Origin of the sequence: Streptomyces sp. NPDC004539 (assembly GCF_040610055.1) — a bacterium.
Classification (GTDB): Bacteria; Actinomycetota; Actinomycetes; order Streptomycetales; family Streptomycetaceae; genus Streptomyces.
This window is the reverse complement of sequence record NZ_JBEXLS010000010.1, coordinates 1-26,850: the sequence shown is the minus strand read 5'-3', so window position 1 is coordinate 26,850 and position 26,850 is coordinate 1. Positions and strand designations below refer to the sequence as shown.

Annotated in this window: 19 protein-coding genes and 1 riboswitch; of the genes, 10 read left to right on the top strand and 9 right to left on the bottom strand. The window is 72.7% G+C overall.

The window, feature by feature from the left end:
• Window positions 1–29 precede the first annotated feature (29 nt).
• The 3 genes from ABZX85_RS21515 to ABZX85_RS21505 are packed head-to-tail and all read right to left on the bottom strand — an operon-like array spanning window position 30 to window position 5,002.
• Window positions 30–3,017 (bottom strand): TAXI family TRAP transporter solute-binding subunit, encoded by a 2,988-nt coding sequence (locus ABZX85_RS21515; protein WP_355870794.1) that lies wholly within the window; start codon window positions 3,015–3,017, stop codon window positions 30–32.
• A 3-nt stretch (window positions 3,018–3,020) separates the two neighbouring features.
• Window positions 3,021–3,680, bottom strand: coding sequence for a response regulator transcription factor (locus ABZX85_RS21510; protein WP_355870792.1), 660 nt, complete (start codon window positions 3,678–3,680; stop codon window positions 3,021–3,023).
• A gap of 14 nt (window positions 3,681–3,694) precedes the next feature.
• Complete coding sequence (locus ABZX85_RS21505) at window positions 3,695–5,002, bottom strand: MFS transporter (protein WP_355870789.1); 1,308 nt, start codon at window positions 5,000–5,002, stop codon at window positions 3,695–3,697.
• Window positions 5,003–5,258: 256 nt separating this feature from the next.
• On the opposite strand from ABZX85_RS21505, the gene ABZX85_RS21500 reads away from it, so the two are divergent.
• On the top strand, window positions 5,259–6,626 hold the full coding sequence (locus tag ABZX85_RS21500; protein ID WP_355871428.1) for an FAD-dependent monooxygenase: 1,368 nt from the start codon (window positions 5,259–5,261) through the stop codon (window positions 6,624–6,626).
• 24 nt (window positions 6,627–6,650) lie between these two features.
• Window positions 6,651–7,097, top strand: a complete 447-nt coding sequence (locus ABZX85_RS21495) for a metalloregulator ArsR/SmtB family transcription factor (RefSeq protein WP_355870786.1) — start codon at window positions 6,651–6,653, stop codon at window positions 7,095–7,097.
• Between the two features lie 13 nt (window positions 7,098–7,110).
• Here the strand turns inward: ABZX85_RS21495 and ABZX85_RS21490 are convergent, their stop codons facing one another.
• From ABZX85_RS21490 to ABZX85_RS21480, 3 genes are all read right to left on the bottom strand, one after another.
• Window positions 7,111–8,418, bottom strand: coding sequence for a nitrate/sulfonate/bicarbonate ABC transporter ATP-binding protein (locus ABZX85_RS21490; RefSeq protein WP_355870783.1), 1,308 nt, complete (start codon window positions 8,416–8,418; stop codon window positions 7,111–7,113).
• A 53-nt stretch (window positions 8,419–8,471) separates the two neighbouring features.
• The gene (locus tag ABZX85_RS21485) at window positions 8,472–10,193 is read right to left on the bottom strand and encodes an ABC transporter permease subunit (protein WP_355870780.1); all 1,722 of its coding nucleotides are present in this window, start codon (window positions 10,191–10,193) and stop codon (window positions 8,472–8,474) included.
• A 358-nt stretch (window positions 10,194–10,551) separates the two neighbouring features.
• Window positions 10,552–12,054 (bottom strand): MFS transporter, encoded by a 1,503-nt coding sequence (locus ABZX85_RS21480; RefSeq protein WP_355870777.1) that lies wholly within the window; start codon window positions 12,052–12,054, stop codon window positions 10,552–10,554.
• A 189-nt stretch (window positions 12,055–12,243) separates the two neighbouring features.
• Window positions 12,244–12,465, top strand: a riboswitch (cobalamin riboswitch).
• Between the two features lie 142 nt (window positions 12,466–12,607).
• Here ABZX85_RS21480 and metE point away from each other — a divergent pair.
• The 6 genes from metE (at window position 12,608) to ABZX85_RS21450 (ending at window position 21,816) form a co-directional block, all read left to right on the top strand.
• Window positions 12,608–14,899, top strand: coding sequence for a 5-methyltetrahydropteroyltriglutamate--homocysteine S-methyltransferase (gene metE, locus ABZX85_RS21475; protein ID WP_355870774.1), 2,292 nt, complete (start codon window positions 12,608–12,610; stop codon window positions 14,897–14,899).
• 175 nt (window positions 14,900–15,074) lie between these two features.
• Window positions 15,075–16,718, top strand: a complete 1,644-nt coding sequence (locus ABZX85_RS21470) for an allantoin permease (protein WP_355870771.1) — start codon at window positions 15,075–15,077, stop codon at window positions 16,716–16,718.
• A gap of 42 nt (window positions 16,719–16,760) precedes the next feature.
• Complete coding sequence (locus ABZX85_RS21465; RefSeq protein ID WP_355870768.1) at window positions 16,761–16,967, top strand: hypothetical protein; 207 nt, start codon at window positions 16,761–16,763, stop codon at window positions 16,965–16,967.
• A 597-nt stretch (window positions 16,968–17,564) separates the two neighbouring features.
• A complete protein-coding gene (locus ABZX85_RS21460) occupies window positions 17,565–18,779 on the top strand; it encodes a cytochrome P450 (protein WP_355870765.1) in 1,215 nt (404 codons plus the stop codon).
• A gap of 10 nt (window positions 18,780–18,789) precedes the next feature.
• Entirely contained in the window at window positions 18,790–20,238 is a 1,449-nt protein-coding gene (locus tag ABZX85_RS21455) for a LuxR C-terminal-related transcriptional regulator (RefSeq protein WP_355870763.1), read from the top strand.
• 117 nt (window positions 20,239–20,355) lie between these two features.
• Window positions 20,356–21,816, top strand: coding sequence for an amidohydrolase family protein (locus ABZX85_RS21450; protein ID WP_355870761.1), 1,461 nt, complete (start codon window positions 20,356–20,358; stop codon window positions 21,814–21,816).
• 2 nt (window positions 21,817–21,818) lie between these two features.
• Here ABZX85_RS21450 and ABZX85_RS21445 read toward each other — a convergent pair whose 3' ends face one another.
• The 3 genes from ABZX85_RS21445 to ABZX85_RS21435 form a co-directional block, all read right to left on the bottom strand.
• Window positions 21,819–23,318: a carotenoid oxygenase family protein gene (locus tag ABZX85_RS21445; protein ID WP_355870759.1), complete on the bottom strand. Its 1,500-nt coding sequence runs from the start codon at window positions 23,316–23,318 to the stop codon at window positions 21,819–21,821.
• 94 nt (window positions 23,319–23,412) lie between these two features.
• Window positions 23,413–24,039, bottom strand: a complete 627-nt coding sequence (locus ABZX85_RS21440; protein ID WP_355870757.1) for a DedA family protein — start codon at window positions 24,037–24,039, stop codon at window positions 23,413–23,415.
• Window positions 24,036–24,752, bottom strand: coding sequence for a methyltransferase (locus ABZX85_RS21435; RefSeq protein ID WP_355870754.1), 717 nt, complete (start codon window positions 24,750–24,752; stop codon window positions 24,036–24,038). Before ABZX85_RS21435 ends, ABZX85_RS21440 begins: the two co-directional genes overlap by 4 nt.
• Window positions 24,753–24,931: 179 nt before the next feature.
• Between ABZX85_RS21435 and ABZX85_RS21430 the strand changes: the two genes are divergently transcribed.
• Together ABZX85_RS21430 and ABZX85_RS21425 are read left to right on the top strand one after the other, a co-directional pair.
• Complete coding sequence (locus ABZX85_RS21430) at window positions 24,932–25,582, top strand: response regulator transcription factor (protein ID WP_355870752.1); 651 nt, start codon at window positions 24,932–24,934, stop codon at window positions 25,580–25,582.
• A 192-nt stretch (window positions 25,583–25,774) separates the two neighbouring features.
• Window positions 25,775–26,850, top strand: a 1,076-nt coding sequence (locus ABZX85_RS21425) for a phosphatidylglycerol lysyltransferase domain-containing protein (RefSeq protein WP_355870749.1), incomplete at its 3' end; no start/stop codon positions are given.

Here is a 26,850-nt window from a genome sequence, read left to right as displayed (position 1 = left end):
ACGGGGTGGGGTGCCCCGGCCCCGGAGCCTCACCCGTGCAGCTCCCGGTACGCCGCCACCGCGCCCGCGTGCAACGGCACCTCCCCCGTCGAGATCAGGCTCCGTACGTCGAGGAACTGCGTCCCCAGCGCGGACGACGGGACCAGCCGGGCCGCCCGGCGCACCAGGACGTGGGTGAGGGCGGCGGCGAGCGGTGACGGCAGGTCGGGGCGGCAGAGCAGGAGGTTGGCGACGCCGATCGTGGTGACCTCGGCGGCGCCCTCGTACGCCCCGGCCGGCACGGTCACCGCTTCGGCGCCGGTCCCCCGGACCTGGGGGAGGAGTCCGGCCAGCGGAAGGAGGCGGATGCCGGGGGTGCGGGCCAGTCCCGCGAGGACCGGCGCCGGGACGCCGCCCGCGACGAGCAGGGCGTCCACCTCCCCGGCACGCATCGCCCGCGCCGCGTCCGGCATCAGCAGGTGCCGGACGTGGACGTCGGTCCCGGGGGTCAGGCCGGCCGCCCGCAGGAGCCGTTCCCCGAGGACGGCCCCGCCGGACGCCGGGGCGCCCACGGAGACGGTCAGCCCGGCGAGGTCAGCGACGCCGCGCGCGGGCGAGTCCGCGCGCACGGCCAACTGGGCGTAGTTCTCGTACACCCGGCCCACCGCACGCAACGGCACCGGCCGGGCGAACGGTCCGCGTCCGTCGTACGCGGACCAGGCGATGCCGGCCAGGGCGAGCGCCACGTCCGCGCGGTGCGCGGCGAGGAGGCGGACGTTCGCCACACTGCCCTCACTGGCGACGACCTCGCAGGTCAGACGGGGGTACACGGCGGTGACCTGGGCGGCGAGCAGCCTCCCGAACGCCGTGTAGAACCCGTCGCTCTCACCGGTGGCGATACGCAGCAGCCCGGTGGGACCCCGGTCGGCCTGCCGCGCGTCCCCGGCAAGCGCCCCGGCCCCGAGCACCCCGGCACCGGCCGTCGCGAGAGCGGCACGCAGGAGCGTACGGCGTAGTGGCGGCCTCATCGCGGGCTGCTCGCCCGTACCGGACGCGTGAGGTGAGCCGGGAGCACGGGGCGCACCGCCGGGTGAGCCGGGTGGGGGGAGTGGGCCGGGTCGGCCGGGCGGGCTGGGTGAGCCGAGCGGGCCAGGCGAGTTGGGTTGGGCGGGCGGGCTGGACGAGCCAGGCGTGCCGGGTGGGCCGGGTTGGCCGGGCGGATTGGACGAGCCAGGCGAGCCGGGTTGGCCGAGAGGGTCGAGTTGGCCGGGCGAGTTGGGCGAGCCGGGTTGACCGAGTGAGCCGGGTTGACCGAGTGAGCCGGGTTGACCGAGTGAGCCGGGTTGACCGAGTGGGTGGAATGAGCGGGGTGAGCCGAAGGCACCGGAAGCGCCGTGAGTACCGGAAGCATCCGAAGCGCCGGGGTGCCTCGGGAGTGCCAGGCCCGCCGGAGCCGCCGGGGTCACCCGAATCGCCCGGGTCACCCGAGTCGCCGGGACCACCGAAGCCACCGAAGCCACCGAAGCCACCGAAGCCACCGGCAGCATCACCCGCACGGCCAGCCCTCCCCCCTCCCCCGCCCCGAACGCGATCCGTCCCCCACGCCCCGCCACCAGCCGCTCGGCGATCGCCAGCCCGAGCCCGCTCCCCCGCACCTCCCGATGCCGCTCCGCCCGCCAGAACCGCGTGCCCGCACAGGCGAGTTCGCCCGCCGAGAGCCCCCGCCCGTCGTCGCGCACCTCGATCACCACCTCGTCCCCCACCACCGCGCACGACACCTCGACCCGCCCTCCCCCGTACTTGATCGCGTTGTCGACGAGGATGTCCACCACCTGCGCCAGCTCATCGGCGGAGGCGGAGCAGGGACAGGACCCGAAGCCGGACCCGAAGCCGGAGCCGGAACCAGCGCTGGAACCGGAGTCGGAGCTGGAGCCGGAACCGGCCCTGGAACCGGAACCAGCGCTGGAGCCGGCGCGCCCCGCCTCCCCCGCCTCCCCCGCCCCTCCCACCACACTCACCACGACAACCCCCGCCCCCTCCGCAACCGGCCGCCACACCTCCACCTGCGCCCCGACCACCGCCCCCGCCTCACACCCCACCCCCTGACGCTCCGTCACCGCCAGCTCCCCAGCCCGGTGTTCGGCATCGGCGAGCGTCATCAGGTCGTCCAACAACCGCTCCATCCGCTCCAGCTCACCCGTCACCCCCATGTACGTACGAGCCGCCGACTCCGGCAACCGAGGCTGGAGCGAGTCGATCCGCAGCCGCAACGCGGCCAGGGGATTGCGGAGTTGGTGCGAGGTGTCGGCGACGAGCCGCCGCTGCTGCTCCAGCGCGGTCGTCACCGTGTCGGCCATCCGGTTGAACCCTTCGACGACTTGCCGCAGTTCGGGCGGCCCCCCGGCCCGGACGACCCGCTCGGGCGGCAACCCGGCGGCCAACGCCCCGACGGCCCGGTCCAGCCGGTGCAGGGGACGGACGACCCACTGGGTCGCCCTGCGGGCGAGCAGCACGCAGGCCGCCGCGAACACCCCGGCCCCGGCGAGGACGAGGGCCCAGCGCAGGGCGACGTCGTCGGCGGCGGACCGGACGGAGGCCCGCAGGACGACCGCCCCGGAGACCCGCGTACCCGTCCCGACGGGCCGGGCGAGCAGTACGTCCCCCCGCGACCAAGGGCGCAACGTGCCCTCGGGATAGCGGAGTTGGCTGCGCAGGGCGGCGTCCACGAGGCGGGCGACGGCGGGGTCGGCGGCGCGCATGCCGCCGGTCTGGACGACGGGCGCGCGGCGGGCGTCGACGACCACGACGGCCTCCCCGTACAGCGATGCGTACCGCCGGACCTCGGCGGTGAGCGTCCCGATGTCGCCGCTCTCGGCGGCCTGTTCGGCGAGGGTGGCGAACCGGTCGAGGTCGCCCGCGCGGGCGGCGACGAGCTGCTGGGTGCGCTGGACGGCCGTCAGCGTGAGGAGGGGTCCGGCGAATCCGGCGACGGCGAGCAGGGCGAAGGCGAGGACGACCGTGAGGACCCGGGCGCGCACGCCTCAGCCCCCGAAGCGGTATCCGAACCCGCGGATGGTGGTGAGGAGTTCGGGCCGGCCGAGTTTCGCGCGGAGCTGTGTGATGTGGACGTCGAGGGAGCGGGAGACGGCGAGATAGGCGTCCCCCCACACCTCGTCGAGGAGCTGCTGGCGGCTGACGGCGGCCCCGGCGCGGGAGGCGAGCGCGGCGAGGATCTCGAACTCCTTGGTGGTGAGCCGGACTTCGACGCCGCCGACCTGGACGCGCCGGGCGTCCAGGTCGACTTCGACGTCCCCGGCGCGCACACTGCGCTGCGCGGGTGCGGCGAGGGCGGCGGCGCGCCGGGCCACCGCCTCGATACGGGCGAGGAGTTCGGCGAGCCGGACCGGTTTGACGAGGTAGTCGTCGGCGCCGAGCCGAAGGCCCCGGACGACGGAGCGTTCGTCGCCGCGCGCGGTGAGGATCAGCACCGGCAGGGCGCTGACCGCGCGGAGTTTGCGCAGCACGTCGAGTCCGTCGAGGTCGGGCAGGCCGAGGTCGAGGAGGAGCAGGTCGGTGCCGCGGTGCCGGGTGAGGACCTCCTCGCCCCGGCGGACCCGGTCGGGGAGGTGTCCGGCGTCGTAGAGGGCCTCGGTGAGGGCGCCCGCGACACCGTCGTCGTCCTCGGCCAGCAGTACCCGCACGGGTCGCGCCTTTCCTAGTCGTCCAGCGGCGAGCCGTCGGACGTCTCGCGCATCCGAATGTAGACGAGCAGGGAGACGAGGACGCAGGCGGTGACGTAGTAGAAGTACCAGGTCTCGTGGCCGATGTCCTTGAACCACAGGGCGATGTACTCGGCGGTCCCGCCGAAGAGCGCGACGGTCAGCGCGTAGGGGAGGCCGACTCCCAGGGCGCGGATGGCCGTTGGGAAGAGTTCCGCCTTCACGACCGCGCTGATCGACGTGTACAGGGAACTGATCGCCAGCGGGACGACCATCAACGCGAAGGCGTAGTACGGGTTGTCGGTGTGGGAGAGGAGGGTCAGGGAGGGGACGACGACGAGTGCGCCGAGCACCCCGAAGCCGATGAGCAGCGGGCGGCGGCCCACCCGGTCGGAGAGGCGGCCCATCAGCGGTTGCAGGCAGACGAACACCAGCAGGGCGCAGAAGTTGATCCACGCGGCGGTGGGTTTGGCGATGCCGCTGGTGTTGACCATGAACTTCTGGAGGTAGGTCGTGTAGGTGTAGAAGAACAGCGTGCCGCCCATGGTCAGGCCGACGACGACCAGGCACTGCCGGGGGTAGGAGAGCAGCGTCCTCAGGCTACCCCGGTCCCCGTCGGACCGGGCCTGTTCGAAGCTCTCCGACTCGTCCATGCCGCGCCGCAGCCACAGCACGACGACGGCCCCGGCGGCCCCCACGACGAACGCGATCCGCCAGCCCCACGACTCCATCTGCCCGTCGGACAGCACCGACTGGAGGACGATCTGGAGCCCCAGCGCCGTCAACTGCCCCGCGATCAGCGTCACATACTGGAAACTGGAGTAGTACCCGCGCTTCCCGGGCGTCGCCATCTCCGACATGTACGTCGCGGACGTCGAGTACTCCCCGCCGACCGAGATCCCTTGCAGCAGCCGGGCGGTGACGAGCATGACGGGCGCGACGACACCGATCGTGTCGTACGACGGGGTCAGCGCGACGATCAGCGAGCCGGCCGCCATCAGCGTCACGGACAGCGTGAGCGCCGAACGCCGGCCGCGCCGGTCCGCGTACCGGCCGAGGACCCAGCCGCCGATCGGCCGCATCAGGAAGCCGACGGCGAACACGGCGGCGGTGTTGAGGAGTTGGGCGGTCTGGTCGCCGGAGGGGAAGAACGCGGCGGCGAAGTAGACGCTGAACGCGGTGTACGCGTACCAGTCGTACCACTCGATCAGGTTGCCGACCGAGCCGCGCACGATGTTCTTCGCGACCCTCCGCTCGTCGTGCCGCGCGTCCTTGTCGTGGACGGCGGTGTCCTGTGTGGCCATCGGAAACTCCCTCGTCAGCGGCTCGGAGCAGCCAGAGTCCGGGCGGCGGAGGGCCGGGACAAGATCGTGCGCGAAGTCCTAACACTCCCTTAGGACTTCGGCCGAAGTGCGGGAGCTATGGGCCGTAAATCGGCCAAACGCGGCACCTCTGCGCCGTGCGGACGGGATACTTGGGGCTTCTCACGACTCGACGCGGCGATTTGGGAGCTGATCAGTGGACTCTGCGGTGGGAACGGGCCGGCGGCACGCGGTCGTGGTGGGCGGGAGCCTCGCGGGGCTGCTCGCCGCGCACGCGCTGGCCGGGCATGCCGGCCGGGTGACGGTCGTGGAGCGCGACCGGTTCCCGGAGGGAGGCGGGGCGCGGGCCGGGGTGCCGCAGGGGCGGCATCCGCACGTCCTGTTGCAGGGCGGGCAGACGGCGCTGGAGTCGCTGCTGCCGGGAATCCTGGGGGAGTTGAGGGCGGCGGGGGCGCCGTGGGTGGGGATGCCGTCGGACATGACGCTGTGGCAGAACGGCCGCTGGTTCCGCCGGTTCCCGGCGACGACGCACATCTACACCGGGTCCCGGGGGCAGTTGGAGGATCTGGTGCGGCGGCGGGTGCTGGCCGATCCGGCGATCAGTGTCCTGGAGGGGACCGATGTCGTCGGGCTGCTCGGGGACGGGGCACGGGTGCGGGGCGTGCGGGTGCGGGACCGTTCCGCCGGGGCGGGGGCCGAACTCCGGGATCTGGAGGCCGACTTGGTGGTCGACGCGTCGGGCGCCGGCACGAAGGCCCCGCAGTGGCTGACGGAGATCGGCGCCGGCACCGTCCACGAGGAGACCATCGACACCGGGCTCGCCTACGCCTCCCGGATCTACCGGGGCAAGGGGGGAATCCACCTCGACGACGACACCCTCGGCTACTACGTCTACCCGAACCCGGAGCAGGTGCACGGCGGGGGTGCGCTGCCACTGGAGGACGGCAGTCATCTGGTGATCGTGTCGGGGCTGCGCGGGGACGAACCGCCCACGGACGACGAGGCGTTCGAGGCGTACGTCAAGCGGCTCGCGCATCCGCTGCTCGACCGGTGGCTGGCGGAGGCCGAGCCGCTGACGTCCGCGTTCGGCTTCCGGCGGACCTCGAACGTCCGGCGCCGCTACGACCTGCCGGGGCTGCCGGCCGGGTTCCTCGCGACCGGTGACGCGCTGTGCACGTTCAACCCGATCTACGGTCAGGGCATGGCCATCGCCGCGATGAGCGCGGTCGCCCTGCGCGACGCCCTCGCCGGAACGGGCCGGCGCCGTACGCCGACGACGCGACGCGTCCAGTCGGTGCTGATCGCGGCGTCCCGGCAGGCGTGGGACATCTCCGCCGGGGCGGACCGGCAGATGCCGGGGGCGACCGGGTCAGCCGTCGAGATCCGGCCCGCCGACCGGGTCGCCGGCTGGTACCTGCGCCGCGTCACGGAACGCTCCCCGGGTGACCCGGTCGTGGGCCGCGCCTTCCGCTCCGTCCTGACCCTCTCCGCACCGGTCTCGGCCCTGTTCGCTCCCCCCGTGCTCCGGTCGGTGCTGCTGCGTCCCCCGGCCCCGACACCGGCCGAGCCGCCGTCGTCCCGGGAGGAACTCGGCACGGCTCCCTGACGGCTCGCCGGGTACCCTACTTGCATGGAATCGCAAGTAGGGTCCTGGGACGAGGAGCGGGCCGAGCAGGTCGTCACGGTGCTGAAGGCGGTCGCCGACCCCTCCCGCTACCGGCTGCTGTGGGCGCTCACCGAACGCGAACTCCCGGTCAGCAAGCTCGCGGAGCTCATCGGCGCGCATGTCGCCGCGACCTCCCAGCACCTCGCCCGCCTGCGCGCCGCCGGCCTGGTCGACTCCCGGCGCGAGGGGACGCGGATCTTCTACCGGGCCTCGGGGCCGAGGGTGCGGGCCCTGCTGGAGGGCGCGGTGCTGACGGCCGGCGAGGCGACGGCGTCGCAGGAGGACGCGGAGGGGGCCGGCGCCGCCGTCGGTCCGGCGGTCGAGAAGGCGCGAGCGGGCGCGGTCGATCGGGCACGAGCCGCGGGGAAGACCCGCACCGGCGAGAAGCCACGCCCCGCGACGGCACACTGACAGCACCACGCTCCTACTCCCCCACCCCCTCCGCCCGGTACTCCTGCGGCTCCACGTCGTACGCGTACAGCTCCGCATACCGCCCCCAGTCGGTAGCCGTCTCCAGTTGCCGGGTCACCTGCTCGCTCGTGAAGTGGTGGGCCAGCAGATCCCGGAAGAACCCGGCGCGCAGAATCCCCCGGGGGTTCTGGTGGAGGCTGGTGGTGATGAGCTTGACGAGCGGGGCGTGGACGGCGGCCTCGGCGAAGATCCGCTTGGACTCCTGGACGTCAGCCCCCGCGAACGCCGTCCCCGTCTCCGTGAGCAGCAGGTCGTCCCCGGTGACGGTGCCGAAGCCGAGCAGTTCGAGGGCGTCGACCTGGGGAAGCAGATCGTCGATCTCCAGCCCGAGGTCGTCGGCGAGGTCGGCGAGATCGCAGGCGCCGCCCCGGCTGAGGACGAGTTCCGCGAGCCCGGAGAGCCCGTCGACGCTGGCCGGCGGCAGCGGCGTGTTCGCGGGGGTGCGCTTGTCGAGTTCGGGGGTCTCGTGCCGACCGGGTACGCGCCCCTCCTTCTGGCGGCCGGTCATCGTCCGGTACACCCGGTCGATGAGGTCCTCGAACGCGGCCGAGTCCCGGTCCCGGGGCCGTTCGAGGCCGACCTCGAAGACCTCGCGGATCGTGCCGTACGGCCGTGCGCCGAGGACGACGATCCGGTCGGCCATCAGGACGGCCTCCTCGATGTTGTGGGTGACGAGGACGATCGCCCGGGTCGGGAAGCGCCCCGACTCCCACAGCTCCATCAGCTCCCCGCGCAGGTTCTCGGCGGTGAGGACGTCCAGCGCGGAGAACGGCTCGTCCATCATCAGGACGTCCGGCTCTACGACCAACGCCCGCGCGAACCCCACGCGTTGGCGCATCCCGCCGGACAACTCCTTGGGGTACGCGGACTCGAAGCCGTCGAGGCCGATCAGCTCGATGGCGTGCCGGGCGGCCTGGGCGCGGTCGGCGGGGCCGATCCCCTTGGCCTCCAGGCCGAGTTCGACGTTCTGCTGGACGGTGAGCCAGGGCAGCAGCGCGAACGTCTGGAACACCATCGCGGTACCGGGGTTGGCGCCGGTCAGCGGGTCGCCCTTGTAGGTGACGGTGCCGGAGCTGGCGGGGACGAGCCCGGCGAGGCAGCGCAGCAGCGTCGACTTGCCGGAGCCCGACTTGCCGAGGAGGGCGACGACCTCCCCCGCGCGGACCTGGAGGTCGATGCCGGACAGGACGGGGAGTTCGCCGTCGGCGCCGGCGTAGGACTTGGTGAGGCCGACGGTTTCGAGGAGGAGGTCGTTGGTCATGGTCGTACTCCAAAGCACGTGAGAATCAAGGAAGTTCGGAGGGCAGCGGGCGTTCACAGCGAGTAGCGCTTCTCCGCCAGCCGGTACAGGCGCCGCCACAGCACACGGTTCAGCAGCACGACGTACACGCTCATCACCGCGACCCCGGCCAGCAGGTGCGGGTTGTCGCCCTTCGCGGTGGCCTGCGCGATGTACGCGCCGAGGCCGGTCGCCGTCAGGGTCGTCCCGCCGAAGGTGACGACCTCGGAGACGATGGACGCGTTCCAGGCGCCGCCGGACGCGGTGATGCCGCCGGTGACGTACGCGGGGAAGATGCCCGGCAGGATGAGCCGTTTCCAGCGCTGGAGGCCGGTGACGCCGAGGTCGTCCATGGCCTCGCGCAGGTCGGTCGGGATGGCCATGGCGCCGGCGATGGTGTTGAAGAGGATGTACCACTGCGCGCCGAGCGCCATCAGCAGCGTGCCGCCGATGTTGATGGAGAGCCCGGTCTTGAGGAAGAACCAGACGGCGAGCGGGAACAGGAAGTTGGCCGGGAAGGAGGCCAGCACCTGAACTATCGGCTGGGCGATCCGTGTCAGCCTCGGCGAGAACCCGATCTTCACGCCGATCGGCACCCAGACGACGGTGGCGAGCGCGACGAGGACGATCACCCGGACGAAGGTCGCGAGCCCGAGGAGGAGGGGTTCGCCGAACACGCCGAGGCCGGTGCGGTCGTACAGATAGCGGCCGAGGTCGGCGAGGCCCCACAGGATCAGCCCGCCGGCGACGGCGGTGAAGACGACGTCCCCGGTGCGCCGGCGGGCCGGGTCGACGGCGAGCGGACGGTCGTCGCGGCCGAAGATCCGGGCCGCGTCGCTCAGCGCGTGCCAGGCCGGGCGCAGGGCCTTGGCGAGGAGGCGGGGCCAGTGGGAGCGGCGCAGGAGGTCGAGGACGACGGACTTCTGGACCTCGCCCGCCTCGGACTGCTCGTTCTTGAAGCGTTCCGCCCAGGCGGTGAGGGGGCGCCAGAAGAGGAAGTTGACGCCGATGACCATGACGGCCATGGCGAGGATCGCCCAGCCGACCTTGCCGAGGTCGCCCGCGGCGATGGCGGCGCCCGCGTAGGAGCCGACGCCGGGGAGCGCGTACTGCTTGTTGTTCACGCTGATCGCCTCGGAGGCGACGAGGAAGAACCAGCCGCCGCCGAAGCTCATCATGCCGTTCCAGACCAGGCCGATCATCCCGGAGGGCAGTTCGACCTTCCAGAACCGCATCCAGCGGGTGAACCCGAACGACCGTGACAGCTCGTCGAGTTCGCGCGGGAGGGAGGTCAGGGAGGAGTAGAAGCCGAACGTCATGTTCCACGCCTGCGAGGTGAAGATCGCGAAGATCGACGCGAACTCCAGGCCCAGCATCGAGCCGGGGAACAACGCGATGAAACCGGTTACGGCAACGGTCAGGAACCCGAGCACGGGGACCGACTGGAGGATGTCGAGCGCGGGGATGAGGACGCGTTCCAGCCTGCGGCTCTTGGCCGCCGCGTAGGCGTAGACGAACGTGAAGGCGACCGACGCGGCCAGCGCGGCGAACATCCTGAGCAGGGAGCGCGCCGCGTCGTACGGGAGGCGGGCGGGGTCGGTGTCGACGTGGATGTCGGCGTGCGTGTTGAAGGCGACGGTGGTGCCCTGGCCGACACGCAGGACGGTGTAGAGCAGGACGAGGACGGCGGCGGCGACGGCCGCGTCCACCCAGGAGAAGCGGGCGAGCAGGGGTCGTTTGACAGCACGGATCAGCATCACGGGGCCTCCGCCCACACTCTGCGCACGGCGAGGCGCCCCGGCCTGCGGCGGCACGCCGACGGCGGGGTTCAGTCACCCGGGGAGTGTGGGGAGTGAGAAGAGAAGGGGGTCAGCGAGTGCCCTGGGGGCGGCTCGGACTGGGAGGTTCTGCGCCCATGGCCGCCTCCGTTCCGCGATGCGAGTGCGCCCATGACGGGCCCGACGCGACGAGTCTGCACCTTCTTGCGTCCAGACGCAAATAAAGGCGGGGACTCTTGCCCGCCTCTCACCCGGCATGCGAAAGGGCCCGGTGTCTCCCCAGACACCGGGCCCGTCGTCCGCACCCTCCGCTCAAGGTGCGGTCACCACATGCCGCTCACATGTGGACTGTGGGGGCCGCGTTCTCGTCGGCCTTCGGGACGCCGCTGCGGTAGAGCAGCAGCGCGATGACGGCGCCGACCGCGAAGAAGCCGGCCGACCACCAGTAGGCGGTGGAGTACGACTCCAGCGCGGCGTGCGCCTGGACGAGCTTGTCGCCCGCGTTCCTGCCGTGCAGGTAGTTCGTGGCGGCGCTGGCCGCGAGGGTGTTGAGCAGGGCGGTGCCGATGGAGCCGCCGATCTGCTGCATGGTGTTGACGGAGGCCGAGGCGACCCCGGCGTCGTGCGCGGCGACCCCGCTGGTGGCGAGGGACATCGCGGGCGCCATGACCAGGCCGATACCGAGGCCGGTGACGATCAGCGGCGGCATGACGTGGGTGACGTACGTGCTGTTCAGGTCCAGGCCCGTCATCCAGACCAGGCCGAGCGCGCCGAGGGCCATGCCGAGCGGGACGATCGTCTTCGGGCCGATCCGGGGGACGAGGAAGCTGGTCGCCAGGGTGGCCGCGACCATCAGCGCGCCGACCATCGGCAGGAACGCGAGCCCGGTCTTGACCGCGCTGAACCCGAGGCTGAGCTGGAGGTAGTAGGTCAGGAAGAGGAAGACACCGAACATGCCCGCGCTGGAGATCAGCATGACGGCGAAGGAGGCGCCGCGGTCGCGGTCGAGCAGGACGCGCAGCGGGAGCAGCGGGTGGGACGCCCGGGTCTGCCACCAGGTGAACGCGGCGAGCAGGATGCCACCGGCGGTCAGGAAGCCCCAGGAGCGCGGGGAGGACCAGTCGTGGGACTCGGCCATGGAGAAGCCGTAGACGACGGAGAAGAGTCCGGCGGTGACCAGGATCGTGCCGGGGATGTCGAGCTTGGCACCGGGTTCGCGCTGGGTGCGCTTGAGCAGTATCCAGCCGCCGACCAGCGGGATCACGGCGAGGACGAGGTTGACGTAGAGGGTCCAGCGCCAGTTCAGGTACTCGGTGAGGACGCCGCCGAGGAGGAGGCCGACGGCCGCGCCGGAGCCGGCGATGGCGCCGTAGATGCCGAAGGCGCGGGCCCTCTCGCGCGCGTCGGTGAACGTGGTGGTCAGCAGGGAGAGCGCGGCGGGCGCGAGGAGGGCGCCGAAGAGGCCCTGGAGGGTGCGGCCGACGACGAGGACCTCGAAGTTGGTCGCGGCACCGGCCAGCGCGGAGGCGGCGGCGAATCCGCCGACGCCGACCAGGAAGGCGAGCTTGCGGCCGAAGAGGTCGGCGATCCGGCCGCCGAGGAGCAGGAGGCTGCCGAAGGCGAGGGAGTAGGCGGTGACGATCCAGGTCCGGTCGCCGTCGGAGAAGCCGAGGTCGGCCTGGGCGGACGGCATCGCGATGTTCACGATCGTCGCGTCCAGCGTGACCATCAGCTGGGCCATGCCGATCATCGCGAGGACCCACCAGCGATGACGGGACGCGGGTTCCTCGGCCTGCTTCGTGAGTGACGTCGTGTCCGGCGTCTCGGTGGTCTGTGACATGAGGGCGTGCTCCGATGAGATGATCGGGCGTCTCGCGAACGAAACGGTTTCGTACTCGACAGACGCTACACACCCCGCTAGCGAAACTCAACCGTTTCGATAGTGAGACCAGGATCACACAGGCGATAGGCAACTATCAGATGAGCCCTTGTCGTGAAAACGCTTCCCCGTACGCCGCGTTCGCCCCGTACGCTGATCACCGCAGCCGGTTCGCCCCGTCAGCCAGACGGGCCGCGTCGCAAGAGGGAACCCGGTGGGAATCCGGGACTGCCCCGCAGCGGTGAGCGGGAACGACCGCCGTCATACGCACTGGGTCCGTGAGGACCTGGGAAGCGACGGCCAGTAGGTGCCTCGTCCTCGTACGAGGTGTGCCCGTGAGTCCGAAGACCTGCCGACTGCCCGTGCGCGAGCTGTTCGCGTACGGAGTTCCGGTGACCTCGCGGGTGGGTCGGCGCACAGCAGGCCGTACGGCGTCGCCGTCCGGCCGGTGGCTCCTTCACGCCCTCGTCCCGTCGCCGGGACCTCAGGGAATCGTCTCGTGAAGGAGATCTCCGTGACCACGAAGTCCGCAGCCGCGGCAACCCTGTACGGCTACCCCCGGCAGGGTCAGGGCCGGGAGCTGAAGAAGGCCGTCGAGGGGTACTGGAAGGGCCGCGTCACCGCGGCCGAACTCCACTCCACCGCCGCCGACCTGCGCGCCGCCACCTGGCGGCGCCTCGCCGACGCCGGTATCGACGAGGTCCCCACCGGCGACTTCTCGCTCTACGACCACGTCCTCGACACCAGCGTCATGCTCGGCGCGATCCCCGTGCGCCACGCGGGAGTCGACGACCCGCTGGACCGCTACTTCGCCATGGCGCGCGGCACGCAGGACGCCCCGCCGCTGGAGATGACGAAGTGGTTCGACACCAACTACCACTATCTGGTCCCCGAGTTGGGCCCGGACACCGTCTTCCGCGCCGAACCCGCCAAGCAGCTCGCCGAGTTGCGGGAAGCCCTCGCCCTCGGCCTGACCGCCCGCCCGGTCCTCCTCGGCCCGGTCACCTACCTCCTGCTGGCCAAGCCCGCCCCGGGAGTGGCCGCCGGTTTCGAGCCGCTCACCCTCCTCGACCGGCTCCTGCCGGTGTACGCCGAGATCCTCGCCGAGCTGCGGGCGGCCGGCGGCGGATGGGTCCAGCTCGACGAGCCCGCCCTCGTCCAGGACCGCACCCCGGCCGAGCTGAACGCCGCCGCCCGCGCCTACCGGGACCTCGGCGCGCTCACCGACCGGCCGAAACTGCTGGTCGCGACCTACTTCGACCGCCCGGGCGCGGCCCTCCCGGTCCTCGCCAAGGCGCCCGTCGAGGGGATCGCGCTCGACTTCACCCGGCCCGGCACCCTGGAGGACCTCGCCTCCGCCGGCGGGCTGCCCGGCAAGCGGCTGGTCGCGGGCGTCGTCGACGGGCGCAACATCTGGGTGAACGACCTCGCCGGGTCCCTCACCGTCCTCGGCACCCTCCTCGGGCTCGCCGACCGGGTCGACGTCTCCGCGTCCTGCTCCCTGCTCCACGTCCCGCTCGACACGGCCGCCGAACGCGACGTCGACCCGCAGATCCTGCGCTGGCTCGCCTTCGCCCGGCAGAAGACCGCCGAGGTCGTCACGCTGGCACGCGGACTGACCCGCGGCACCGGCGCGATCGCCGCCGAACTCGCCGCGAACCACGCCGACCTGGCCTCCCGCGCGGGGTCGCCGATCACCCGTGACCCCGCGGTGCGGGCCCGCGCCGCCGCGGTCACCGCCGCCGACGCACGCCGTGAACAGCCGTACGCCGAGCGGGCGTCGGCGCAGCGCGCGCATCTCGGGCTGCCCACGCTGCCGACGACCACGATCGGGTCGTTCCCGCAGACCGCCGAACTGCGGTCCGCCCGCGCGGACCTGCGGGCGGGGCGGATCGGGGCCGCCCGGTACGAGGACCGGGTCGCGGCCGAGATCCGGGAGGTGATCGCCTTCCAGGAGAAGGCGGGGCTGGACGTGCTGGTGCACGGCGAGGCCGAACGCAACGACATGGTCCAGTACTTCGCCGAGCAGCTCACCGGCTACCTGGCGACGCAGCACGGCTGGGTCCAGTCGTACGGCACCCGGTACGTGCGCCCGCCGATCCTGGCCGGGGACATCTCCCGCCCGGAGCCGATGACGGTCCGCTGGACGTCGTACGCGCAGTCGCTCACCGACCGGCCGGTCAAGGGCATGCTGACCGGGCCGGTGACGATGCTCGCCTGGTCGTTCGTCCGGGACGACCAGCCGCTCGCCGAGACCGCCCGGCAGGTCGCGCTGGCCCTGCGGGACGAGGTGAACGACCTTGAGGCGGCCGGGAGTTCGGTGATCCAGGTCGACGAGCCCGCGCTGCGCGAGACGCTGCCGCTGCGGGCCGCCGACCGGGCCGGTTACCTCGCGTGGGCGACGGAGGCGTTCCGCCTCGCGACCTCGGGGGTGCGGGCGCGGACGCAGATCCACACCCACATGTGCTATGCCGAGTTCGGGGACGTCGTGCAGGCGATCGACGACCTCGACGCGGACGTCATCAGCCTGGAGGCGGCCCGCTCCCACATGCAGGTGGCGCGGGAACTCGCGGCGCACGGCTACCCGCGTGAGGCCGGGCCGGGTGTCTACGACATCCACTCGCCGCGCGTCCCGAGCGCGGAGGAGGCGGCCGAACTGCTGCGGACCGGGCTGGCGGCGATCCCCGCCGAACGGCTGTGGGTGAACCCCGACTGCGGGCTCAAGACCCGGGGCTGGCCGGAGACGCGGGAGTCGCTGGAGAACCTGGTGACGGCGGCGCGCACGGTGCGGGCCGAGCTGTACTGACGGACCGCCGAGGGTCCCCGGGCGCACCGGGGGCCCTCCCTCCCGTTCAGCGAAACATCTCCTTCATACAGGAAGTATTTAGGGGTAACACCGGCTGCCTACGGTCCCTCCGTGCTCCCGCTCTGCCGACGCCGTCACGCGGGACATCGGTCCCCGACCCGCAAGGAGACGTCGTATGAGCGTCGAGCCGCAACTGGACGTACGAGAAGAGCCGGCGAGTACCGATCAGGCGACGAAGGAGACGCTGGAGGACTACACCCTCCGCTTCGCGCCCCGGAGCTACCGCCGCTGGACCCCGATGGTCGTGGCGACGACCGCGCTGGGCGGCATCGCCTACATGGCGGACTTCTCGATCGGCGCGGGCATCGGGCTCGCGCACGGCACCGGCAACGCGCTCGTGGCGATCGCCGTCGCCGCCGTCGTCATCTTCGTCACCGGGTTCCCGCTCGCGTACTACGGCGCCCGCTACAACATCGACCTGGACCTGATCACCCGGGGTTCCGGGTTCGGGTACTACGGCTCGGTGCTGACCAGCGTCATCTTCGCGAGCTTCACGTTCATCTTCTTCGCGCTCGAAGGGTCGATCATGGCCCAGGGGCTGAAGCTGGGCCTCGGACTCCCCCTGTGGCTCGGCTATCTGGTCTCCACGCTGATGGTCATACCGCTCGTGATCTACGGCATGAAGGCGCTGAGCAAGCTCCAGGTGTGGACGACGCCGATCTGGCTGCTGCTGATGGTGGGGCCGCTGGTCTACCTGGTCGCCACCGACCCCGGCACGGTCGACACGTTCCTGAACTACGCGGGGACGGACGGCGAGGGCGGCGTCAACACGGCGTCCGTGCTGCTCGGCGCCGGTGTCTGCCTCTCCCTCATCGCGCAGATCGGTGAGCAGATCGACTACCTGCGGTTCATGCCGCCCAAGACCGAGGCGAACAAGCGGAGCTGGTGGACGGCCGTGATCATGGCCGGTCCCGGGTGGGTGGTGCTCGGCGCGCTGAAGCAGGCCATCGGGGTGTTCCTCGCGGTGTACATCATCGCCAAGGTGGGGGCGGACGCGGCGCCCGAGCCGATCCAGCAGTTCCGGGGGGCCTTCGACGCGATGATGCCGTCCTGGCTGGTGGTTCCGCTGGCCGTCGTCCTCGTCGTGATCAGCCAGATCAAGATCAACGTGACGAACGCGTACTCCGGGTCGCTGGCCTGGACGAACTCGTTCACGCGGGTGACCAAGCGCTACCCCGGGCGCATGGTGTTCGTCCTCGTCAACCTCTCCTTCGCGCTGATCCTGATGGAGGCCGACATGTTCAGCTTCCTCAACTCGATCCTCGGCTTCTACTCCAACTGCGCGATCGCGTGGGTCGTGACGGTCGCGACGGACATCGGCGTCAACAAGTACCTCCTCAAGCTCTCGCCGCTCCAGCCGGAGTTCCGCCGGGGCATGCTCTACGCGGTCAACCCCGTGGGGGTCGTCGCGTTCGTCGCCGCCTCCGGGCTCTCCATCGCCATGTACTTCCACGCCCTCGGTGACACCCTCCAGCCGTACTCCCCCGTCGCGGCGGCGCTCCTGGCCTTCGTCCTCACCCCGCTGATGGCGGTCGTCACGAAGGGCAAGTACTACCTCCGCCGCACCGACGACGGCATCGCCGAGCCGCTCCTCGACACCGACGGCAACCCCAGCGCCACCACCTACGACTGCCACGTCTGCCGCCAGCCCTACGAGCGCCCCGACCTCACCGCCTGCGCCACCCACGACGCGGTCGTCTGCTCCCTCTGCCTCAGCACGGACACGGTCGGCGACCACGTCCTGCCAGCCACGGCATAACCCCCTCGCGGTCGGCATACCAGTGACGCCATCCTGACGGCCATGAGCCGCTGGAAGCTGTACGACCACTGGTACGCCGACCTCCCGACCCTCTCCCCGCCCCAACTCCACGAACGCCGCGAACTGGCCGCCTCCCGCTTACGCTCCTCACTCGCCCGAGGCCCGGGCCGCAACCCCAAGGCCGCCCGGGACTGGCGGGAACGGCTGCGGGCGGTGGAGGAGGAGCTGACGCGGCGGGGGGTCGCCTGAACCGGCTGGTGATCCCGGACCGCCGGGACGAAGCGGGATGCGCCGCCACCACCTGGCAGGCGGCAGGCGGCAGGCGGACGGGAACGGCAGCCGCGTGGCGCCGAGTTGCTCGCCGCGTGCCGCCGACGGACGAAGCCTGTCGCGGGCCGATCCCCAGGGCCATGGCCGGCCCCCTCCCGGCCGGAACACAGCATCACCGACGAACGTCAGCCGGTCGCCCCGGACTCCGGCCGGACGACGCCGCGCCCCGGAGCCTGCCCACCGGTCCGGCAGTTCATCACCCCCGACTCGACCAGTCGCACACCTCCGTCGGCGTACGGACCTCGCGGGGGCGAGCGCTCCGGGCCATGACCGAACCCGTTGAACCACCCGGGGTGGTCGAAACCCTGGCTCGAACACGGCGCCACCGGCGAACGTCAGCCGGTCGTCGCCGGACCCCAGCGGGACGAGGCCGCGCTCACCGGTCCGGCGGAAGCACCTTCCCGAGCCGAGCGGCCGGCTCCGGCGACGCCCCGGCACGGACCGGGTGCGGATTTCGGCAGCGGTGGCGCTGAGTGGTGTCTTTCTCCGTCACGAGGTCTTACGTAATGTGATCGCATGATCATGTTAGGTGAGCAGTTCGGGCCGGAGTTCTGGGACGACCCGTATGCGACGTACGCGGAGATGCGCCGGGAGGCGCCTGTGCGGAGGGTGGTCACGCCGGACGGGCTGCGGGTGTGGGTGGTCAGCCGGTACGACGATGTGCGGGAGGTGCTGACGGACCCCCGGCTCTCGAAGGACGCGGAGGCGGTCGGGGAGCTGTTCCGGCGGAACACCGAGGCGGGGCGGGCGCCGCGTACGGTGGGCCGGAAGACCGCCGGGCACATGCTGAACAGCGACCCGCCCGCCCACACCCGCCTGCGGAACCTGGTGTCGAAGGCGTTCACGCCGGGCCGGGTCACCGCTCTCCTCCCCCGTGTCGAGGCCCTCTCCGCCGCACTCCTGGACGGCCTGGCCGGCCGCGAGGAGATCGACCTGGTCGCCGACTACGCGTTCCCCCTCTCCATCACGGTGATGTGCGACCTGCTGGGCCTCCCCGAGGGCGACCAGAAGGCGTTCGGGCTCTGGACCCGGGACTACAACGCGACGGGCACACCGGAACTGGCGAGCGCGGCGGCCGGCCACATCACCACGTACCTCACGGACCTGATCGGCACGAAACGCGCCCACCTCGGCGACGACCTCCTCTCCGCCCTGATCGAGGCCCGGGACGTCGACGACCGGCTCTCCGGCGAGGAACTCGTCGCGATGGTGTTCCTCCTGCTCAGCGCGGGCCACGAGACGACCGTCAACCTCCTGGCGAACGGCGTGCGCACCCTCCTCGTCCACCCGGCCGAACTGACGAGACTCCGCGCGGACCCGGCCCTGCTGCCGGCCGCCGTCGAGGAGTTCCTGCGCTACGACGGCCCCGTGAACCTCGCGACGTACCGCCGCACGACCGCCCCGGTCACGATCGCCGGCGTCGAGATCCCGGCCGGCGAACTCGTCCTCGCCGGCGTCGCCTCCGCCAACCGCGACCCGGCCCGCTTCCCCGCCCCCGACCGCCTCGACCTCACCCGTACCCCGAACCGCCACCTCTCCTTCGGCGCCGGCATCCACTACTGCCTCGGCGCCCCGCTGGCCCGCCAGGAGGCCCACATCGCCTTCCGCGACCTCCTGCACCGCTACACCCACCTCGAACCCGCCGTCCCCCTCTCCGAACTCCCCTACCGCAGAAGCCTGCTGATGCGCGGCCCGGACGAACTGCCGCTGCGCGTACGGGAGGCGGCGTGAGGGAGGCGCCGTGAAGGAGGACCTGCTCGCCCGGATCGAGACGTACCGGCTGCACACCGAGGCCGGCCGCCCGGACGACGCGGCGCGCGCGGCCCTGGACGTCGCGACCGCCCTGTTCCAGCGCAGCGAGGACACCCTCGGCTCGGGCTGGCTGGGCCGCGCCCGCCGCCTCCTGCACGGCCGCCCGGAGAGCGAGACGCACGGCAGGATCGTCTATCTCCTGGACGTGGAGGGCGAGTTGGACGGCCCCGACCTGGACGGCGTGATCGCGAGCGCGCGCCGCGTGCAGGAGCTGGGACGACGGCACACCTCCCCCACCCTCACCGCGCTGGGCGTCCTCGGCGAGGGCCGGGCGCTGCTGCGGCAGGGCCACATCGAGGCGGGCACCCGGCTGCTGGACGAGGCGCTGCTCGCCACGGTCTGCGGCGAGGTCGACCCGGACGCGGCCGGCACCGTCCACGCGCATCTCGTCGCCGCCTGCGCCGAGTCGGGCGACGTGCGCCGCCTGATGGAGTGGACGCGGGCGCTGACCCGCTGGTCCGAGAGCCTGCCCGCGCCGGCGCTGCTCGCGGAGCTGTCCCGGGTCCACCGGGCCCAGCTCCTGCTGCTGCGCGGCGACTGGGACGACGCCGAGAAGGAGGCCACCCGGGTCTGCGAGGAGCTGGCCGGCCTGCGCGTGCGCAACGTCGGGGAGGCGCACTACGTCGTCGGCGAGGTGCGGCGGCTGCGCGGCGACCTCCCGGGCGCGGAGTCCGCGTACCGCCACGCGCACCGCTACGGCCGTCAGCCCCAGCCGGGTCTGGCGCTGCTGCGGCTCGCGCAGGGCCGGGCCGCCACCGCGCTCGCCTCGATCCGTACGGCGCCCGCCACCCGCGACCGTCTCACCCTGGCCCGGCTGGGCGAGGCGCACGTGGAGATCGCCCTGGCCGCCGGGGACCCGGCCGCCGCCCGCGCCGCCTCCGCCGAGCTGGACGAGGTCGCCGCCCGCTGCGGCACCTCGGCGCCGGAGGCCGCCGCGCTGCACGCCCGGGGCCGGCTCGCCCTCGCCGAGGGGCGGGTGCGGGAGGCGCTGCCGATGCTGCGGGACGCCTGCTGCCGGTGGGCGACGCTCGACGTGCCGTACGACGCGGCGCGGATACGGGTGTTGCTGGTCCGGGCGTACCGGGCGCTCGGCGACACGGACGCCGCCGCGCTCGAACAGGGCGCCCTGGAGGAGGAGTTGGGCAGGCTCGGGGTGGCGCCGGACTCCGCGCGGGGCGCGCTGACGGCGCGGGAGGCGGAGGTGCTCGCGCTGGTCGCCGAGGGGCGGACCAACCGGGAGGTGGCGGGGGCGCTGGTGGTGAGCGAGAAGACCGTGGCACGTCATCTGTCCAACATCTTCGGGAAGTTGGGGCTGGGCTCGCGGACGGCCGCGGCGGCGTACGCGTTCGAGCACGGGCTGGCGGTGCGAAAGGGGTGACGGCATGGGTGAAACGACCCACGCGGCCCGGGACGGCGTGCACGGTTCTCCCGATGCCGGGCCCCGCGCGCCCCCCGTAGAACGGGAGCACCGCACATCGAGGACGAGGAGCACCCCATGGCCAGTTGGAGCGGGACCACCCGCCGTCAGGCGCTCACGGGAGCGGGCGCCGCCGCGCTGGGCGCCACGGCGTTCGCCGCGCCCCGGGCCGAGGCGGCCGGCCGCGTCGCCTTCCCCGCCGGGCGCCCGATCCTCATCCGGCACGCCACCGTCGTCACGATGGACCGGGGTGTCCTGACCGACACGGACGTCCTGGTCGAGGGTGAGCGCATCAAGGCCGTCGGGCGGCGGCTGACCGCCCCCGCGACGGTGATCGAGGCGGACGGGGGGCTGCTCGTGCCCGGGTTCGTCGACACGCACCGGCACATGTGGCAGACCTCGCTGCGGGGCGTCGGCGCGGACTGGACGCTCGGGAACTACGCGCGGTGGATGCTGGAGAAGTGGGGTCCCCTGTTCCGCCCGGAGGACGTGTACGCCGCGAACCACCTCGGGATGGCCGAGGCGGTGAACGACGGGGTGACGACGGTGACGGACTGGTCGCACGGCCTGCGCACCCCGGAGCACGCGGAGGCGGCCGTGGACGCCCTGTTCTCGGTGCCGGGCCGGGCGCGGTTCGCGTACGGCAACGCCTTCGCGCCGGACCAGAGCTGGGTGACGGACGGCCGCGTGGACCAGATCCTGCGCGGCCGGTTCGACGGGCGGCCCGACCAACTCGTCACGATGCAGCTCGCGTTGGAGGCGAGCGACACCGAGGACGGCCGCGCGGCGCTGCGGTTCGCCCGGGACCGGAACCTCCCGGTGACCAGCCACGCGGGCGTGTTCGGGTTCTCCGGCGATCAACAGATCCGGTTCCTCGACGAGTTCGGCGCCCTCACCCCGTCGCTGACACTCGTCCACGGGGGTTCGCTGAGCGACGACTCGTACCGGCGGATCGCGGCGGGCGGCGCGTACCTGTCCGTCGCGGCGGAGAGCGAACTCAGCGCGGGCCAGGGCTATCCGCCCACCGCGAAGGCCCGCGAGTTCGGCATCCCGGTCTCCCTCTCCATGGACACGGTGGTGTGGTGGAGCGGCGACATGTTCTCCGCGATGCGGGCGACGCTCGGCGCGGACCGGGGACTCGCCCATCTGCGCGCCCACGAGGCGGGCCACGCCGTCGCGGACAACGCGCTGCGCGCCTCCGACGTCCTGGAGTACGCGACGCTGGGCGGCGCGAGAGCCCTCGGGCTCGACTCCCTGATCGGCTCCGTCACGGTCGGCAAGCGCGCCGATCTGGTCCTCCTGCGCACCGACACCGTCGCGATGACGCCGACCCACAACCCGGCCGGCCATCTCGTCTTCCAGGCGGGCCGGGGCGATGTCGACACGGTGCTGGTGAACGGCCGGGTCCTCAAGCACCGGGGCGAGCTGACCGGCGTGGACCTGGGCCGGGCGCGGCGGCTCGTGCGGGAGTCGTTCGCGTATCTGCGGTCGCGGATTCCGGACGCTGAGTGGGAGGCGGCGCTGAACCCGCCGCGCTGACGTCAGGCGTCCGGCACCCAGCTCCCGTGGAAACCCAGGGGTACCCGCCCCGGCAGCTCGATCCGGGCCAGGGGGTGTCCGCCGAAGTCCTGGGCCGCGAGGATCACCAGGTCGGTGGCGCCCCGGCCGGGGTCGTGGACGTAGGCGAGGACGTAGCCGTCGTCCTCGTCGCGGGAGCCGGGGCGCGGCACGAACACCGGCTCGCTGACGGCCGCCCCCTCGGGGAAGCGGTGCAGTTGGCTGCTGCCGCGCGACAGGTCGTGTTTCACCAGGTGGTTGGTGAACTTCTCGTCCGGCGGGACCCCGTCGACGGTCTCGTAGGCACGCCACATCTCCGCCGTGCTCGCCGTGTAGGCGTACCGGTGCCTGCGGGACACCAGCGACTCGTTGACGCGGGGGAATTCCTGCGGCCGGTCGTCGAGGCGGGTGCTGCGGACGCGGCCCGTGCGCAGGTCGACCGTCCAGCGGTCGAGCGTCGGGGAGCCGGTGGCGGAGGGGCCGCCGGTGCCGCGTCCGGCGACGTGGAAGGGGGCCGGGAAGGCGGTGTGGTCGATGACGACGGTGTCGCCCTGGTCGTAGGCGTTCAGGGTGTGCGAGTAGTACACGGGGGCGGTCTCGAACCAGCGGGTGGTGCCGCCCGTGCGGGGCAACAGGCCGATGCGCATGGGGTGTTGCTCGTTCCACACGTACGGGACGGTCGCGCCGGCCTCGGCCGCGGCCGGGTCGAAGGTGACGGGGACGTCCACGATCACGACGTACTTCCGGGTGAGCGCGAAGTCGTGCATCATCGGCGCGTCGGCGACGGGGACGCGGGTGGTGCGGGCGACCCGTCCGGTGCGGTCGATCATGAGGTGGCGGACGTGGTCCCAGGTCGGGTAGTAGGCGATCGCGTGGAGTTCGTCGGCCGCCGCGTCGTACTTGGTGTGCGCGGTGAACGCGCCGGTGAGGGTGGAGCGGAAGTCGTGGGGGCGGACGGTGTTCAGCTCGCCGTCGAGTTCGTAGGGCAGGGGTCCGCTCTCCTGCATCGCGAGGATGCGGCCCTTGTACGGGATGACGTGGGTGTTGCAGGCGAAGTCGTCCGGCGGTACCCGGCCGGGGTAGGTCTCGCCCAGCTTGGCCGTCACCTGCGAGGACCGTACCCAGCGGTTGCGGTACCACTCCGCGCGCCCGCCGCGCAGCCGGACGCCGTGGACCATGCCGTCGCCGAGCATCCAGTGGTGGGCGCGGACGTCTTCGAGGCCCAGCGCGTTGGGGCCGTTGCGCAGGTAGCGGCCGTCCAGATCGCACGGGACGCGGCCGGTGACGGGGAGGTCGAAGGCGGTCAGCTCCTCGGTGACCGGCGCGAAGGCGCCTTCGAGGAAGGGGGTCGCATCAGCCGTCGTTCGCATGGTCGCACTTCCCTCGCCTTTCGCCCTCGCGGCGCCCGTGAGAGCCCCGATCACGCTCCCCGCCCCCACCACGGCCGCGCCCCGAAGGACCCTCCGCCGAGTCTGTCCCGCCATCGTCTTCCCCGTCCGCTCGTCGGCGCCGCCCCCTGTCGGCCGGTCGCCTGAACGGGGTCAACACTCCTCCCCGGCGGCCGGGAGCACAGTCGGCTCAGACACCCGGTCCGGAGGTGGTGCTGACACCACCCCGGCGCAGGCGCCGCCACAGGAGGCTGCCGCCGACGGCGGTGAGGACGACCACGGCGACGAAGGGGCCGCCGAGGGTCAGCAGCCGCTGGAGGGAGGGCGCGGCGGCGAATCCGACGCCCGCCTCGGCCCCGGCCCACAGCACGGCGGCGACGACGCTGTAGGGGGCGAGGCACCGGTAGGGCAGGCTCGTGGCGCCGGCGAAGTGGGGGGCGAGGGTGCGGACCACCGGGAGGAAGCGGGCGAAGAAGACGGCCCGGCCGCCGTGCCGGGTCATCAGCGACTCGGCCCGCCGCCAGGCGGCCCCGGGGACCCGGCGGCCGAGGTGACCGGCGCGCAGCCGGGTGCCGAGGAACCGTCCGGTGCGCTGGGCGAGGAAGTCACCCAGCACGACGGCGGTGACGGCCACGCCGATCACGAGGAGCAGGCTGACGTGCCCGGTGCGGGCCAGCGCCCCGGCCGTCAGCATCAGGGTGAGCGTCGGGACGAAGGCGCCCACGAGGAGGACGGACTCGGCGAGCACCGCCAGGCCCAGGACGGTGCAGGTAAGCGCCGGGGAGAGGTGTCCGAGGAGGTCGGAGAGGGCGTTCACAGCGGGTTCCCGGTGCCGCCGTCGGGCGCGGGGGCCGGCGGGGACTGGAGGTGCCAGGCGTACGCCGGGGGCAGGTTGGCCCAGACGGTCCAGCGGCCGACGGCGTACCGGCGCTGGTAGCCGGCCATCACCTCGTCCACCGCCGCGTGCCGGCGGGCCTCCGCGCGGGAGGCGGTGAGCGCGCGGGCCCGGCGGGTCCCCAGGTAGGCGAAGTACGTCAACGTGCCGCCGGGGTGCAGGAGTTCGATCAGCCGGGACATGATCAGGTCGACCTGGGCGGGGGCGAAGTTCGTCAGCGGCAGCCCGGAGACGACGACGTCGTACCGCTCGTCGGTCTTGAAGTCCTCCAGGTACGTCTCGTGCACCTCGGCCCGTACGGAGTGGGCCGTCAGCCGGGGGTGGGTGGCGGTCAGGGTGCGCAGGCGGGTGGCGAAGCGGGGGTTGGCCTCGACGACGTCGAAGCGGCTGCCGCGCGGGAGGCGGTCGGCGAGGGCGCGGGTGAAGGGGCCGGTGCCGGCGCCGACTTCGAGGACCGAGAGCGGCCGGGGCCCCTGGGCGTGGACGGGTTCGGTCAGGGCGCGGGCGAGGGCCCGGCCGCTGGGCGCGACCGCGCCCGTGGTCCGCAGATCGCGCACCGCCTCGGCCAGGAACATCCGGCCCTCGCCTCGGCGGGGCCCGCTCGCACGGTCGGGAACAGGGGTCCGGTGATTCATGACCTCGACGCTAGGAATCGCCGGGGCCCGCCGGATCGGCTGTTGTGCGACGGCGGACCCCTACGAAAGTCGGGGTCGCCGATGCCAGATCGTCGAGGGCCAGTCCGTCCCGCTCTCCGTACGATGAGCGCAGCGACGAGGAGGTACCCGGACCCCCACCGCACAGAACGGCGCCCCCCATGATCCGCACGATGATCGTCGACGACGACGCCCTGGTCCGCCTCGGTCTCACCGACCTCCTCGACACGGACCCCGGCATCGAGGTCGTCGCCCAGGCGGCGGACGGCCTCCAGGCGGTCGAGCGGGCCGCCGCCCACCGGGTGGACGTCGCGCTCGTCGACGTCCGTATGCCACGCCTGGACGGCATCGCCGCGACGGTCCGGCTGCGGGCGCTGCCGGACCCGCCGCGCGTGATCATCCTGACGACGTTCGACCTCGACGCGTACGTGTACGACGCGCTCTCGGCGGGCGCCGACGGGTTCCTGCTCAAGGACACCGACCCGGCGGAGATCCTGCGGGCCGTGCATCTCGTCGCCGGCGGTTCGGCGATGCTGCACCCCGCGGCGGCCCGCCGGCTCATCGACCGCTATCACGCCACCGGCCACGCGCAGGCGGTCACGGCACGGTCCCGCCTGGAGCGGCTCACCCCCCGGGAGCACGACGTCCTCCTGCTGCTCGCCCGGGGTGACACCAACGCGGACATCGCGGCCCGCCTCGCCATGCGGGAGAGCACGGTGAAGGCTCATGTCAGCCGCATCCTGACGGCCCTGGAGGTCACCAACCGCGTCCAGGCGGCCCTGCTCGCGCGGGACGCGGGGCTGGGCGGCTGACGCCGTCCGCCGAAAGCACCGGGAGGGCGGCCAGAAGGATGACCCCGCCCGCTCCGACCCCCTACTTTCGTAGGACACGGCTCTCGCACAACGGCCGATTCGCCGAGGGGACTTCGTCCCTAGCATCGAAGTCATGACCGACTGGACGGACGTGCGCCGCCGTGACCACGGGCTGTGGGGTGCCGAAGCGGCATGACCGAGACCCGGACCGAGCCACCGCTCTCCCCGCTGCGCCGGGCGATACGGGGCCCGAGGCCCGACGCCGTACCCGCCCTGATCGCGCGGGCCTGCGTCTTCGTGGGGCTTCTCGACGTCCTCGCGGGTGTGTTCACCCGGTTCCGGTTCAGCCGGATGCACGCGCTCGCGGAGTCGCTGCCGGGCGCGTTCGGGCCGTTCGCGGCGGCGCTCTCGCTGAGTGCCGGGCTGCTCCTGCTGCTGCTCGCGCACGGGCTGCGGCGCCGTAAGCGGCGGGCCTGGCGGGCGGCGGTGGCGCTGCTCCCGGTGGGTGCGGCGGCCCAGTTCACCTTCCGGCACTCGGTGGTCGGCACGGCTGTCTCGCTGGCGCTGCTGGCCCTGCTGATCCGGCACCGGCACGAGTTCGCCGCCCTCCCGGACCCGCGCAGCCGCTGGCGGGCGCTGGCCAACTTCCTCCTCATGGGGGCCGCTTCCCTCGGCCTCGGCCTCGTCGTCGTCAACGCGCACGAGCGGCAGACGGTCGGCGACCCGGACGCCTGGGCGCGGCTCGCGCATGTCGTGTACGGGCTGTTCGGCGTCGAGGGTCCGGTCGACTACACGGGTACGGCGTCGTCGACGGTGGCGTTCTCGCTGGGCGCGCTGGGCCTGCTGACGGCCGTCACGACGATCTATCTGGCCTTCCGTCCCGAGCACCCCGCCGCCCAGCTCACCGAGAACGACGAACTCCAGCTACGCGCCCTCCTCGACAAACACGGCCGCCGCGACTCCCTGGGCCACTTCGCCCTGCGCCGCGACAAGGCCGTCGTGTTCTCCCCCAGCGGCAAGGCGGCGGTGACCTACCGGGTCGTGTCCGGCGTGATGCTCGCCAGCGGCGACCCCATCGGCGACGTCGAAGCCTGGCCCGGCGCCATCGAACGCTTCATGGACGAAGCCAAAGCCCACTCCTGGACCCCCGCCGTCATGGGCTGCTCCGAAACCGGCGGCGAGGTCTGGACCCGCGAAACCGGCCTCGACGCCCTCGAACTCGGCGACGAGGCGGTCGTCGACGTCGCGGATTTCTCCCTCGCCGGCCG